Origin of the sequence: Rhodococcus sp. 14-2470-1a (genome assembly GCF_002259425.1) — a bacterium.
GTDB lineage: Bacteria > Actinomycetota > Actinomycetes > Mycobacteriales > Mycobacteriaceae > Rhodococcoides > Rhodococcoides fascians_E.
This window is the reverse complement of the sequence record NZ_NPFZ01000014.1, coordinates 1-13,090: the sequence shown is the minus strand read 5'-3', so window position 1 is coordinate 13,090 and position 13,090 is coordinate 1. Positions and strand designations below refer to the sequence as shown.

General features: G+C 64.9%; 11 protein-coding genes and 1 pseudogene. 5 read left to right on the top strand and 7 right to left on the bottom strand.

The features are described 5' to 3' along the window. Nucleotides 1-35: 35 nt before the first annotated feature. From CH292_RS06300 to clpB, 4 genes are all read right to left on the bottom strand, one after another. The gene (locus tag CH292_RS06300) at nt 36-848 is read right to left on the bottom strand and encodes an SDR family oxidoreductase (protein ID WP_037112356.1); all 813 of its coding nucleotides are present in this window, start codon (nt 846-848) and stop codon (nt 36-38) included. Nucleotides 849-917: 69 nt separating this feature from the next. Next, a complete protein-coding gene (locus tag CH292_RS06295) occupies nt 918-1,799 on the bottom strand; it encodes a hypothetical protein (protein WP_094654287.1) in 882 nt (293 codons plus the stop codon). 53 nt (nt 1,800-1,852) lie between these two features. Next, on the bottom strand, nt 1,853-2,731 hold the full coding sequence (locus tag CH292_RS06290) for a DUF5666 domain-containing protein (RefSeq protein ID WP_256977957.1): 879 nt from the start codon (nt 2,729-2,731) through the stop codon (nt 1,853-1,855). A 124-nt stretch (nt 2,732-2,855) separates the two neighbouring features. Further along, complete coding sequence (gene clpB, locus CH292_RS06285) at nt 2,856-5,402, bottom strand: ATP-dependent chaperone ClpB (RefSeq protein ID WP_037143436.1); 2,547 nt, start codon at nt 5,400-5,402, stop codon at nt 2,856-2,858. Nucleotides 5,403-5,580: 178 nt separating this feature from the next. On the opposite strand from clpB, the gene CH292_RS06280 reads away from it, so the two are divergent. The 3 genes from CH292_RS06280 to mraY all read left to right on the top strand — a co-directional run bounded on the left by CH292_RS06280 (nt 5,581) and on the right by mraY (nt 8,544). Continuing rightward, the gene (locus CH292_RS06280; protein ID WP_019663117.1) at nt 5,581-6,744 is read left to right on the top strand and encodes a globin domain-containing protein; all 1,164 of its coding nucleotides are present in this window, start codon (nt 5,581-5,583) and stop codon (nt 6,742-6,744) included. A 248-nt stretch (nt 6,745-6,992) separates the two neighbouring features. Further along, entirely contained in the window at nt 6,993-7,412 is a 420-nt protein-coding gene (locus CH292_RS06275) for a helix-turn-helix domain-containing protein (RefSeq protein ID WP_019663116.1), read from the top strand. A gap of 55 nt (nt 7,413-7,467) precedes the next feature. After that, nucleotides 7,468-8,544 (top strand): phospho-N-acetylmuramoyl-pentapeptide-transferase, encoded by a 1,077-nt coding sequence (gene mraY / locus CH292_RS06270; protein WP_094654284.1) that lies wholly within the window; start codon nt 7,468-7,470, stop codon nt 8,542-8,544. A gap of 6 nt (nt 8,545-8,550) precedes the next feature. Here mraY and CH292_RS06265 read toward each other — a convergent pair whose 3' ends face one another. Together CH292_RS06265 and CH292_RS06260 are read right to left on the bottom strand one after the other, a co-directional pair. Next, nucleotides 8,551-8,826 carry a DUF2277 domain-containing protein gene (locus tag CH292_RS06265; RefSeq protein ID WP_019663114.1) on the bottom strand — a complete coding sequence of 92 codons (276 nt, stop codon included), beginning with the start codon at nt 8,824-8,826 and terminating at the stop codon, nt 8,551-8,553. Nucleotides 8,827-8,856: 30 nt separating this feature from the next. Next, nucleotides 8,857-9,432, bottom strand: coding sequence for a TetR/AcrR family transcriptional regulator (locus CH292_RS06260; protein ID WP_094654283.1), 576 nt, complete (start codon nt 9,430-9,432; stop codon nt 8,857-8,859). An 85-nt stretch (nt 9,433-9,517) separates the two neighbouring features. On the opposite strand from CH292_RS06260, the gene CH292_RS06255 reads away from it, so the two are divergent. Continuing rightward, on the top strand, nt 9,518-10,912 hold the full coding sequence (locus CH292_RS06255) for a cytochrome P450 (protein WP_019663112.1): 1,395 nt from the start codon (nt 9,518-9,520) through the stop codon (nt 10,910-10,912). Here the strand turns inward: CH292_RS06255 and dinB are convergent. Next, a pseudogene (gene dinB / locus CH292_RS06250) lies at nt 10,898-12,105 on the bottom strand (DNA polymerase IV). The gene CH292_RS06255 and the pseudogene dinB overlap by 15 nt on opposite strands. 400 nt (nt 12,106-12,505) lie before the next feature. Here dinB and CH292_RS06240 point away from each other — a divergent pair. Then, nucleotides 12,506-12,940: a DUF6153 family protein gene (locus tag CH292_RS06240; RefSeq protein WP_094626844.1), complete on the top strand. Its 435-nt coding sequence runs from the start codon at nt 12,506-12,508 to the stop codon at nt 12,938-12,940. The last annotated feature ends 150 nt before the right edge of the window (nt 12,941-13,090 follow it).

Below are 13,090 nucleotides of genomic sequence, written 5' to 3'. Positions count from 1 at the left end.
CGCTCGGAGGCTCGCCCATACGCGCCGAAGTCGTCCTAGGTTCGGCCGCGGCCCCGACCGACCAGATTCGTCAGCTTGCGCACCGCACTCTTGGGGACTTTGGTGCCGAGCGCCGTCAGGACCTTGTATTGCGCGCCCGGCACACTGATGACTTTGCCCTTGCCCAGATCACGCATGGACTCACGCACGACCTGTTCCACGTTCAGCCACATGAACTTCGGGATGCTGGACATCTCGATGCCCGCGCGTTGATGGAATTCGGTCCGCACGAACCCGGGGCATAGTGCCTGCACCTGGACGCCCGTACCGGCGAGACCACCGGACAGCCCTTCGGAGAACGAGATGACGTACGCCTTGGACGCCGAATACGTCGACCCTCGGCCGGACAGGATGCCCGCGACGCTCGCCACGTTGACCACGGTGCCTTTCGCGGCAGCAACCATCGACGGCAGCGCTGCGCGCGTCAACTGCATCACCGCGGTGACGTTGACGTCGAGCTGCGCCTGCAGCAGCTCGGGTTCCGCTGTCCAGAACTCACCCGAAGTTCCGAAACCTGCGTTGTTGACGAGAAATTCGACGCCTCGGCTCAGCCGCTCGGCGACGATGTCCCGTCCCGCCTGGGTGGCCAGATCCGCCGGGATGATCTCCGAGTCGGCTCCGAAGCGGACGCGCAGGTCGTCCGCGAGCGAACGCAGCCCCACCTCGTTCCTGGCAACGAGCACGAGGTCGTAGCCGCGAGCAGCGAGGTGAGTGGCGAATCCTGCGCCGAGACCGGACGTCGGTCCGGTGACGAGGGCAACCGGGCGCACGGTGAGGGGGGACGCGGGTTCGATCGGTTCGGCGGTCATGAAACTGAAGGCTACGGTGCGATCGACGTGTTGTGGAGTCCCACACCGCCGAATGCCCGGTCCTGCGGATCAGTCCTGGCGGCGGCGGTCCGAGTCGCGGGTGATGGGCGTCGGTCGGCTCGGTGGCCGGGGTCCCGACGGTTGGATCACGGGACCGGAACGCAGCGGCGGCCTCGGCTCGGGACGCCGCACCTCGGGGCGCGCCTGCCGGGGTTCTGGATTTTGGCGGGGTTCTGGGCTCTGGCGGGGTTCTGGGCTCTGGAGGGGTTCTGGGCTCTGGCGGCCGACTGTGGTTTCGGGTCGACCGCGCTGCGGAGGGCTGGTTCGAGCGGGACCGGATGGACGTCGGTTGTTGACCGGCGGTAGTACATGCAGCATCCCGGACAGTCGTGCCACGGCGTCGATGGCGGCATCCCAGTCGCGTCCGGTGCTGCCGAGCGGCAACGATCCGAGTGTCCAGTCGTTCTCGCTCCACAGCAGGTTCAGGCCGGCCGGAACGGATTCGGTGAACGCAGCCATGCGTTGATCGCACACGCGCCGCGCCACTTCGACGTTCGTCGCGAACACGACACGGGGGCCGATCGATCCAAGCAGCTCCATGTCCGAGTCGCGAGGGGGCGGCGTCGACTTCAATCGAAGGTCGATGTCCACGTCGGATCCGACGGGTCGTTGAACTGCAACAATCGTCGACGTTTCCTCGACGTCGAACAGTACGAACTTCTCGCCGCGTCGGACTCCGCTCACGAGGTCCACCGCAGTGGTCTGCTCGGGCTTGGCGAGCGCAGCACGACGGAACTGCAGCACGATGTGGTCGTCGGACGCCTCGTACGTGTATCCCTGCGCCTTGGCCCACATCTGCCGTACCCGGCCTACCTGGTCCCGGCGCGAACGGTCGATGTACAGAAGGGCGACCGCACCCAGGAGGGCGATCGCTGCAAGTCCGAACCACATAGCCGTCATCGAGGGTCAGCTTATAGCGTCCAGCGGTTCGGCCTCGTGATGGCTCACCCGCCCAGATCGGGGGTTTCCACGATGATGTCCGCCGTGATGGCACCGTTCTCCATGGGGCTGCCGTTCACGACGACGAGCGACCCGACCTTCAGCGAGGAGGCGTCGAAGCCGGACAGGGACAGGACCTGCGTCTGCGGGGTGACGAGAACCGTGACGGGGGCGCCGTCGATGCCCTGGATCGTCAGAGTCGGACCGTCGATGGCGGTGATGTTTCCGATCGCCGCGCCGGAGTTCCCCAGAATTTCCGGGATACCTCCCGGGACGAGTCCACCGGGAGCCGACGGTGGCGCGAGGGGCGCCTGGCTCGGTGGGAGCGTGGGGATCGGGGCCAGGCTGGTCGGTGGCCGAACCGCGACGTCGTCGGTGTCGGATCGTTGATTGGTCAACACGAGAATTCCTGCCAGCACGACGACCGCCAGCGCGGCCAGGGCGACGAGCGCGAACATCCACCGCCGCGGCCCCTTCGGCTCGGGCGGAGCCTGATACTCGCCGTACTCGGGCGGAGCCTGGTGTTGCCTCGGGTCGTACGCCGGAAACACCTGGGTCGGGTTGGGCTGCTGGGCTGGGTACTGCTGCTGCGGCGAGTACTGCTGGGGATATCCGTACTGCTGCGTCGGCTGGTCCTGGTAGGGCTGCGCCTGTGGATAGGGCTGTGCCTGCTGATAGGGCTGTGCCTGCTGATAGGGCTGGGAATCCGGGTACGGCTGGGTGTCCGGGTACGGCTGGGTGTCCGGATATGCCTGCCAGCCGTCGGCGACGTAATCGGATTCGGGACGATCCGGAGGCGGATTCGCGGTGCCGTCTTCCCACGGCCGGTCGTGGGGTCCTTCCGCGGGCTCCACTCTCGCGCGCTGACCGTCCGGATGACTCATGACACCGAGGGTACGTCCGGCACCTCGCGGGTGACGAACGTCCAGGCGTGCACAGAGCTCCACTCTTGCGCGATATTCACGGAATCCCGCAAATATCGCGCAAGAGTGGAGCGAAATACTCGGTCTAACCCAGGACCAGTGCGTCGCCGTCTGCCGATACGTTCACCGGCACGACGTCGCCGTCGCGGACATCTCCTGCGAGCAGCAGCTTGGCCAACTGATCACCGATGGCCTGCTGGATCAGCCTGCGCAGCGGACGAGCGCCGTACAGCGGGTCGTAGCCCCGAGCTGCCAGCCACAGCTTCGCCGGCGAGGTCACATCGAGCGTGAGCCTGCGAGCTGCGAGCCTGCGGGCCAGGAAGCCGAGCTGGATGTCGACGATCGATTCCAGCTGATCCTCGGAGAGCGAGTCGAACACCACCACGTCGTCGAGGCGGTTGACGAACTCGGGTTTGAACGCGCGCCTGACTGCGTCCATGACCTGGTCCTTCGATCCCCCGGCACCGAGGTTCGACGTCAGGATCAAAATCGTGTTCCTGAAGTCGACCGTGCGCCCTTGCCCGTCGGTGAGCCTGCCTTCGTCGAGCACGGCCAACAGGATGTCGAAGACATCGGGGTGAGCCTTCTCGACTTCGTCGAACAGAATCACGCTGTACGGACGCCTGCGGACGGCTTCGGTGAGTTGACCGCCTGCCTCGTAGCCGACGTAGCCGGGAGGCGCACCGACGAGTCGAGCTACGGCGTGCTTCTCGCTGTACTCGCTCATGTCGATGCGGACCATGGCGCGCTCGTCGTCGAACAGGAAGTCCGCCAACGCTTTCGCGAGTTCGGTCTTGCCGACACCGGTCGGACCGAGGAACAGGAACGAGCCCGTCGGACGGTTCGGATCGGCGACGCCGGCGCGAGCACGACGGACGGCGTCGGACACCGCTTGCACGGCGTCCTTCTGCCCGACGACGCGCTTGCCCAACTCGTCTTCCATCCGCAGCAGCTTCGCGGTTTCACCCTCGAGCATGCGGCCTGCAGGAATGCCGGTCCAGGCTGCGACGACGTCGGCGACATCGTCCGGACCGACCTCTTCCTTGAGCATGACGTCGTCCTGCGCCGGAGTTGCCTGTGTCTTCTCGGCAAGCTCCTTCTCGAGCGTCGGGATGCGGCCGTACCGAAGTTCGGCTGCCTTTCCCAGATCTCCGTCGCGTTCGGCACGCTCGGATTCACCGCGCAGGTTCTCGAGTTCTTCTTTGAGGACGCGAACCGAATCGATGGCGTTCTTCTCGTTCTGCCAGCGGGTGCTCAACTGGTTGAGCTTTTCCTGGCCGTCGGCCAGTTCCGCGCGCAGCTTCTCGAGACGAGCCTTCGACGCATCGTCGGTCTCCTTCTCGAGCGCCATCTCCTCGATCTCGAGTCGCCGGACGGCTCGTTCGACCTCGTCGATTTCGACGGGACGCGAGTCGATCTCCATGCGGAGACGCGACGCGGCCTCGTCGACCAGGTCGATTGCCTTGTCCGGCAGGAACCTCGACGTGATGTAGCGGTCGGACAGTGTGGCGGCGGAGACGAGCGCGGAATCCGTGATGCGCACACCGTGGTGCACCTCGTAGCGCTCCTTGAGCCCACGCAGGATGCCGACGGTGTCCTCGACGGACGGTTCGCCGACGTAGACCTGCTGGAATCGACGCTCGAGCGCTGCGTCCTTCTCGATGTACTTGCGGTACTCCTCCAACGTGGTCGCACCGACGAGCCGCAGTTCACCGCGCGCGAGCATCGGTTTGATCATGTTGCCCGCGTCCATCGCGGACTCACCGGTCGCGCCAGCTCCGACGATGGTGTGGAGCTCGTCGATGAAGGTGATGACCTGCCCGGCCGAGTTCTTGATGTCGTCGAGCACGGCTTTGAGCCGCTCCTCGAATTCACCGCGATACTTCGCACCGGCGACCATCGAGCCGAGGTCGAGCGAGACGACGGTCTTGCCGCGCAAGCTTTCCGGCACGTCGCCGGCGATGATGCGCTGCGCGAGACCTTCGACGATGGCGGTCTTGCCGACGCCGGGCTCGCCGATGAGAACCGGGTTGTTCTTGGTGCGACGGGACAGGACCTGGACGACACGACGAATTTCGGTGTCGCGGCCGATGACCGGATCGAGCTGACCTTCGCGGGCCCGCGCGGTCAGGTCGGTGCTGTACTTCTCGAGCGCCTGGTAGGTGCTCTCGGGATCGGCACTGGTGACGCGCGCGCTGCCGCGGACAGTCTGGAAGGCGTCGCGCAGGTCGTTCGGTCCGGCGCCGTGGCCGGTCAGGAGCTTGGCGACGTCGCTGTCACCCGTCGCGAGTCCGACCATGAGGTGCTCGGTGGAGACGTACTCGTCGTCGAGTTCGGTAGCGAGGTTCTGCGCAGCCGTGATGGCCGCCAGCGCTTCGCGACCGAGTTGCGGAGTCGTCGTGGATCCGGTTGCCGACGGGAGTCGATCGACCAGGGTGCGAGCTTCACCGCGCACCGTCGCAGGATCGACGCCGACAGCCTTCAACAGGGGGGAGGCGATGCCGTCGGTCTGATCGAGCAACGCCACCAACAAATGGGCCGGACGGATGTCCGGGTTTCCGGCCGCGGATGCGGCCTGCAGAGCGGCACTGAGTGCGGCCTGCGTTTTCGTGGTGGGGGTGAAACTGTCCACCGGTCACCTGCTTTCTGCTGGGAGAAAATTTGATGTCGGTGGGTACAACGTACCAAGACTTGAGTCTGTTCCGCTCAAGTCTGATTTTCTCAGTTTTCTTCTGTGGCCAGTGGTGTGTAATCGGGATACCCTCGGGCGGTCTACTTTGGAACCGTCTAGCTGCGGCGGAGGTTGATCGATGCTCGATGCACGGGCGATCTCCCTGGTTCGTGCCGGTTTCAAGTCCGTTCTGGCCGCTGAGAACGGTCCGGCACTTCTCGCACGGTCCTTCTACGCCCAGCTGTTCGTCGACCATCCGGAGTTCCGGGCGTTCTTTCCGGCGTCGATGGACCAGCAACGCGACCATTTCGTCCGTGCGCTGGCCTACATCTTCGACAATCTCGACAAGAACGAGCGCGTCGAGTCGTTCCTCCAGCAACTTGGCCGAGACCACCGCAAGCACGGCGTCGACGGCACCCACTTCCGAGCCGGTGCCTCGGCCCTGATCTCGGCGTTCCGCAACTTCGTCGGCAACGAGGTGTGGACGGACGAAGTCGAGGACGCCTGGCATCGGACGCTAGCGCTCGTCACCGACAACATGGCCGTTGCAGCGGACTCGGACGAATTGCCCCCGTACTGGGGCGCCACGATCGTCGAGCATCAACGGGTGCTCGACGATCTGGCGATCATTCGCCTCCAACTGGACGAGGGCATTCACTACTACCCGGGTCAGTATGTGAGCGTGCAGATTCCGCAACGCCCCAAACTCTGGCGGTACCTGTCGCCGGCAATTCCGTGTAATCCGCAGGGCGAGATCGAGTTTCACGTTCGGCGGGTGTCCGGCGGTTGGGTGTCCCCCGCCATGGTGACCGAGTCGGTCGTCGGCGATCGATGGGCCGTCAGCCCTCCCTTGGGTGGATTGCAGATCGACCGAGGAATCGCCGAGGACGTGCTGATGATCGCAGGCGGCACCGGCCTGGCGCCGCTCCGTGCTCAGGTGATGGACATGGCTCGACGCAGCCACAACCCGCGAGTGCACCTGTTCGTCGGGGGCACGTATCCCCGGGATCTGTACGACGCCGAGACCCTGTGGCAGCTGTCGCTGTCCAACCCGTGGTTGACGGTGGTTCCGGTGACCGAGGAGGACGAGAATCCGTGGTGGCATTCCGGTCCGACGCCGGAACTGCCGTGGGGCATGCATCATCGGCTGCACGGGTCCATCGGGAAGGTCGTCACGCAGTTCGGCTCGTGGGCGGACAGGCAGATCCAGATTTGTGGTTCGCCGTCGATGGTGCGGACGACGCTCTACGCATTGCGGAAGGTCGGCACCCCGATGGAACACGTGCAGCACGATCCGCTGTGAGCAGTTAACGCTCGGCAAACGGCCTGCGCTCGAACCCGTGCCTCGTCGATCGTTCGAATGACGTCGTCGATGGCGGGGCCGCGCCGGGCTCCGCATTTCTCCGGTCGTCCGATCCGAAAGCAACACGTTCTACCGTTCGTCGCGCCGAAACAGCCAGTCGGCCTGGAATGTGGTTACCTACTCGTTATCGTTTCCGGGCCGCGTCGAAGACGGCCCGGTCATACCGAGAAGGGTGAGAGTAGATCCCGATGCCTGCAGACTTCGCGGCACGGTTGAACAGTCTGTTCAACACGGTGCATCCACCTGGCCGTAAGCCCCACACCAATGCAGAAGTCGCCGATGCGCTCGCCGAGCACGGCCACCAGATCTCCAAGCCGTACATCTCGCAGCTGCGTTCCGGTCAGCGGACGAATCCGTCGAACGACACCGTTGCTGCACTCGCCCGGTTCTTCAAGGTGAAGCCGGATTACTTCTTCAACGACATCTACGCGCGCAAGATCGATCACGACCTCGAGTTGGTGACTCAGCTCGAAGGCTATGGCCTCAAGCGTCTGTCGGCGCGTGCGTTCGATCTGTCCGAGGAGTCACAGAATCTACTGAGCTCGATGGCCGAAAAATTGCGTGCCAGTGAGGGGCTTCCGGAGATTCCTCCGGACAGCACGCGTTGACTCGGCCGATAACCGGGCAGTAACTGCAGCCAGACGATCAGGGGGATGACACGCGGTGATCTTGATTCTCTTCGCGGGAGGAACAGCTCTCGCGGTGTCGATTCTGCTCACCCCGATGCTGATCCGGAATTTCTCGAAGCAGGGCTTCGGCCAAGAGATTCGGCTGGAAGGACCGGCGAGCCATCAGTCGAAGCGCGGAACACCGACGATGGGCGGCGTCGCGATCCTCGTCGCGCTGTGGGTCGGATACGGCGGGGCGCACGTGGTCGGCATCGCATACGACGGCGGGGGCCCTTCGGCGTCGGCCTTGCTCGTCCTGGGTCTGACGACGGCCCTCGGCATCGTCGGTTTCGTCGACGACTACACGAGCCTACGAAACAAGAGGAACCTCGGACTCACCGCGCGCGCCAAGTACGTCGGCCAGATCGGCGCTGCGGTCGTGTTCGCGCTTCTCGTCCTTCGCTTTCCGGACAGCAACGCAGTGACGCCCGGCAGCCGAAACCTGTCCTATGTCCGCGACTTCGCCATCGTGTACATGCCGACCCTGTTGTTCGTCGGCTTCATTTGTGTCCTGGTCGTGGCCTGGTCGAATGCGGTGAATCTGACCGACGGGCTCGACGGCCTCGCCGCGGGATCGATGGCGCTGGCCCTGGGGGCCTACACCGTCGTCACGTTCTGGCAGTACCGGCAGTCCTGCAGCACCGACCCACGCGTCGGGTGTTACGACGTGCGGGATCCTCTCGATCTCGCGATCGTCTGTGCCGCCGCGGCCGGTGCGTGCATCGGCTTCCTGTGGTGGAACGCCGCGCCCGCGAAGATCTTCATGGGTGACACGGGATCGCTCGCTCTCGGCGGTCTGCTCGCGGGTCTGTCCGTGGTCACCAAGACCGAGCTGCTCGCCGTTGCGATCGGCGCGTTGTTCGTTGTCGAGGCTGCGTCCGTCGTCATCCAGGTCGCGATCTTCCGCACCAACGGTGTTCGGGTCTTCCGTATGGCACCGATCCATCATCACTTCGAGCTCGCGAGTTGGCCGGAGACCACCGTCATCATCCGGCTGTGGTTGATGGCAGCCATCGCCTCGGCACTCGGTATGGGTCTGTTCTACAGCGAGTACCTCTCGGCGGTCGGCTGATATCGATCAGCCGGCGGCTTTCGCTGCGATCCGCGCCTGAACTTCCGGGCGACGCAGCGGCGGAACCGTCGGTGGCGGCTGGCGACGCTCGGGAAGCGCGTCGAGCAGTCGATGAGTGGTCGCGGTGACCTCGGCAACTGCGAGCTCGAATGCATCGCGGGTGGCGTCGGACGTTTTCTGAACGCCACTGACCTTACGGACGTACTGCCGGGCCGCAGCCTCGATCTCCTCGTCCGTCGCGTGCGGTTCCAGCCCGCGCAGGGTGGTGATGTTTCGGCACATAACAGCCACGATAGACTTTTCCGCCGGTCTTCACGTCCTGAGCAGCCCGTCGAGTGCACGCAGGCACAGCGCCTTGACCTCGTCCTCGCTGATGGATCGGCGATCGAGCCAGTCCATGCAGACCGCACGCACGAACGACACCCAACCACGCAGTGCCGTCCGGGTGATCTCGTCCTCGCGAATCTCGGCGGTCAGCGCGGCCAGAATCCGCTGCTGCTGCACTTCCAGTTCGTCGGCGAGGATGGCCTGGATTTCCGCGTCGCCCAGCATGGCACCGCGGTTGATGGCCCGGACGCCGTGTTCGTGCTCGACGGTGTAGCGAATGTAGGCGTCGAGGCCGGCCGCGACCTGATCCGCCACCGGCAGTGACGTGTCCGGCGCGGTCGTGTCGAGGATGCGCGCGGACTCGACCTTCAAGATCTCCGCGAAGAAATCTCGCTTCGACGCGAAGTAGTGGTACATCAGGCCCCGGGACACTCCGGCGAGGTCGGCGACCTCCTCGATCCACACCTCGTCGTAGGGCCTGTCGGCGAACAGCTTCGACCCGATGTCGAGTAGTTGCGCGCGCCGCAGGTCAGGGGAGAGTCGTTTTCGAACGCCGTTCATCACCCAGGATGCTACTTGACACGAGTTCAGTAGCGAGTACGTTCACTGTTGTATCCGAGTTCAGTAACGAGCGAAGAGGTCGCACATGGTCGTCGACGTCGGAGTACGCAGCGCAGCTCTCCCCCACCCGCCCCGACGCCTGCCCGTCCTGGGCGACGTCGTCGGCGCCCACGCGTCGAGGCCGGTCCAGGACTCGATGGCACTCGCCGCACGGCTCGGCCCGATCTTCGAGCGGGTCGTCCTCGGTCGCCGCTACGTGCTCGTCTCCGGCGCCGACCTCGCGGGGGAACTGTGCGACGAGTCCAGATTCGTCAAGCACGTGTCCCCCGCGATCGAAGGTCTCAGATCAGTCGGCGGTGACGGACTGTTCACTGCCTATTCTCACGAACCGAACTGGCAGAAGGCACACGACCTCCTGCGCCCCGCGTTCGCTCAGAGCGCCATGCGCGGATACCACGACATCATGCTCGCCGTTGCGTCCGAGCTTGCGGCACACTGGCGTTCGCAGACCTCCGTCGACGTCTCCTCGGACATGACGAAGCTGACGCTGGACACCATCGGACGCACCGGGTTCAGCTACGGTTTCGATTCCTTCAGCCGAAGCAAGCCCCACCCATTCGTCGACGCGATGGTCGGCGTGCTCTCGCACAATCAGCGTCGCGAGATCGTTCCCATCCCCTGGTTGGCGAACCTCGTCTTCAAGAAAGCCGACCGGCGCAACCTCGCGAATCAGCGTTACCTCGAACAGGTCCTCGACGACATCGTGCGCACCCGCCGCGACGAACGTTCCGACCCGGGCGCCCATGCAGATCTGCTCGAGATCATGCTGGACGCCGCGCGGGATTCCGGGAACCCGAATGCGCTGAGCGAAGTGAACATTCGCCAGCAGATACTGACCTTTCTGATCGCAGGCCACGAGACCACCTCGGGGGCATTGTCGTTCGCCCTCTACTACCTCGCGAACAATCCGCACGTGCTGGACGCCGCACGCGCGGAGGTCGACGAAGTCTGGGGCGGTGAAGCACCGTCGTTCGAGCAGGTACCCAAGCTGCGCTACGTCCGGCGAGTACTGGACGAGACCCTGCGGCTGTGGCCGACAGCACCTGCCTTCGCGCGGGAAGCTCGGGAGGACACCGTCATCGGCGGTGTACACGAGATGAAGCAGGGCGATTGGGCGTTCGTGCTGATTCCCGGGTTGCATCGCGACCCGGTCTGGGGTGAGAACCCCGAAGTGTTCGATCCCGATCGCTTCGTCTCGGCCGAGGTGCGCTCACGCCCGGGCCACGTCTACAAGCCCTGGGGCACCGGCGAACGCGCCTGCATCGGAAGGCAGTTCGCGATCCACGAGGCCGTCCTCGTACTCGGTACGTTGCTGCAGCACTTCGATTTCCAGGCAGATCCGACGTATCGCCTGAAGGTCGAGGAGCGGCTGACGCTGATGCCGAAGGATTTCCGGCTGACGGTGTCAATCCGGAAGTAGCGGCACGGACAGTCCGGAGTCGCGGCCCAGCAACACCCCGCGGGTCAGTGCCTTCTTCCCGAATTTGCTGTGCACACCGTCGAGAGCGATGTCCAACGCCGATGCGCTCGGTGCGCCCTGCACCCCGCTGCGCGGTGGCGCATCGAACTGCAGCTCGAGCTGCTCGGCGCCCGTGCGCTCGATGTTCGCGACGGTCACCCCGACCAGCGTGATGCCCTGATCGGCGATCAGAGGCGCAGCCTCACGCAGCAACGCGAGGGCGGCATCGAGAATGTCCCGAGTGTCCGCTGTTGCCCGGTTCAGTGTGTGCGAGCGCGTGATCTTGGTGAAGTCCGCGAACCGGAGCCGCAGAACGACCGTGCGGCCGGTCCGCTCGGCGGCACGCATCCGCTGCGTCACGCGGTCCACCAGAGCGATGAGCGAGGCCTCGACGTCCTTCGGTGACGTCGGACCACGCCCGAGTGCATGCTGGGCGCCGATCGAGCTGCGTCCACGGTAGGTCTGCACGCGTCGGGGATCGCGGTTGTTGGCCAACGAGTACAGGTGATGCCCCGCGCCCTTCCCCAGAATCGACACGATCGACGCCTCGGACTGCGCGGCGATGTCACCGACGGTCACGATGTCGAAGGCATGCAGCTTCTCCGCCGTCACCTTCCCCACGCCCCACAACCGCTCGATCTTCAGAGGGTGCAGGAACTCGAGCTCACGTCCCGGCTCGACGAGCAGGAGGCCGTCGGGCTTGCCGACTGCGCTGGCGACCTTCGCGAGGAACTTGGTGCTCGCGATGCCGACCGTGATGGGCAGCCCTACCTTCTCCTTGACCTCGCGTCTGAGCCGCTGCGCCACCTGCACCGGAGTGCCGCGGATCTTTCCCAGACCGGTGACGTCGAGAAACGCCTCGTCAACCGAATCCCCTCGACGAGCGGGGTGGTGTCGCGGAAGATCTCGAAGACGGCCTTGCTCGCCTCGATGTAGGCGTCCATCCGGGGAGGAACGACGACGGCGTCGCGGCACAGTGCGCTGGCCTGCGACCCACTCATCGGGGTACGCACTCCGAAGGCCTTCGCCTCGTAGCTTGCCGCGAGCACGACACCGCCGCCCACGAGGACTGGTCGTCCTCTCAGGCGCGGGTCGTCCCTCTGCTCGACCGACGCGTAGAACGAGTCGAGATCGGCATGCATGATCACGAACATATGTTCGCACGACGGTCCGACAGGTACGAACTTTCTCAGGCAGTGACGTGGTGGATGTAGCACCAGCGCCAGTTCTCACCGGGTTCGGCGGACTCCATGACGGGGTGCGTCGTGGAGTGGAAGTGGGCCGTAACTGCGCGGGTTCGCAGAAACCTGCGGACTATAGCGTCGTAACCCGCGTGTGCGTAGAGCATTAACCCCTGCGGGACAACCGCATTCGCAGGCCGGGCAACCACCGGACGATCTCTTGCGCTACGCCGCCGCATCGACGACGGACCATGGGTCGTCGACCTTCGGGCGCGGACCGTCTCGACACCACGAAAGTCTGACAAAATGCATCGAAGACCGAAGCGCAGAGACGAATGTACCCCCAGGGGTATCTCTTGGTATCGTCGAGGGCATGCACTCAGTGAGCCGGCGCGGTCGACGGGGTCCAGCTCCGATGGTCGGTTTGCTGATTGCACTGACGGTGTTCGGTGTGCTGTTGATGCATTCGGTGACACCGATGTCGATGCCTGTGACCGGCTCGATGTCCATGTCCATGTCGATGAGCGGCGGCCATGCCTCGATGGCAGCGCCGTCCCGCATGGCCAACTCGGTGTCGGTTCCGGTGATGACCGGGGAGCACGACTGCCCGTCGGCACACCAGATGATGCACCCCTGTGTGGGCACGACAGCGTCGTGGCCCGCGCTGACGGTCCCGGCGACGAGCGCAGCCATCGACCCGGTACCGATGCTGGTCAACCGGATCGTTGGGCGCACCGACTCCGCGTGGGGGCGTGCGCCGCCGTGGACGTTGTGGGAGTTGGACAGATCGGTGACCTTGCGAGTGTGACGGGGAGCCCGACAGACGCGTGTCTGTCGGCGGATCGAACGACATCGAATCCTCTGTACTACTCACTCTTGCAAGGAGTTTCCTCATGCGTACCAAAGTCATTGCCTCGATCGCTGCTGCTGCTGCGAGCGCGTTCCTCGTCGTCGGCTG

Bases quoted from the DNA above. Each gene is read 5' to 3' on its own strand.
- CH292_RS06280 (WP_019663117.1), top strand. From the start codon at position 5,581: ATGCTCGATGCACGGGCGATCTCCCTGGTTCGTGCCGGTTTCAAGTCC.
- CH292_RS06300 (WP_037112356.1), bottom strand. From the start codon at position 848: ATGACCGCCGAACCGATCGAACCCGCGTCCCCCCTCACCGTGCGCCCG.
- CH292_RS06265 (WP_019663114.1), bottom strand. From the start codon at position 8,826: ATGTGCCGAAACATCACCACCCTGCGCGGGCTGGAACCGCACGCGACG.
- CH292_RS06255 (WP_019663112.1), top strand. From the start codon at position 9,518: ATGGTCGTCGACGTCGGAGTACGCAGCGCAGCTCTCCCCCACCCGCCC.
- CH292_RS06240 (WP_094626844.1), top strand. From the start codon at position 12,506: ATGCACTCAGTGAGCCGGCGCGGTCGACGGGGTCCAGCTCCGATGGTC.
- CH292_RS06290 (WP_256977957.1), bottom strand. From the start codon at position 2,731: ATGAGTCATCCGGACGGTCAGCGCGCGAGAGTGGAGCCCGCGGAAGGA.
- CH292_RS06260 (WP_094654283.1), bottom strand. From the start codon at position 9,432: ATGAACGGCGTTCGAAAACGACTCTCCCCTGACCTGCGGCGCGCGCAA.
- CH292_RS06295 (WP_094654287.1), bottom strand. From the start codon at position 1,799: ATGTGGTTCGGACTTGCAGCGATCGCCCTCCTGGGTGCGGTCGCCCTT.
- CH292_RS06275 (WP_019663116.1), top strand. From the start codon at position 6,993: ATGCCTGCAGACTTCGCGGCACGGTTGAACAGTCTGTTCAACACGGTG.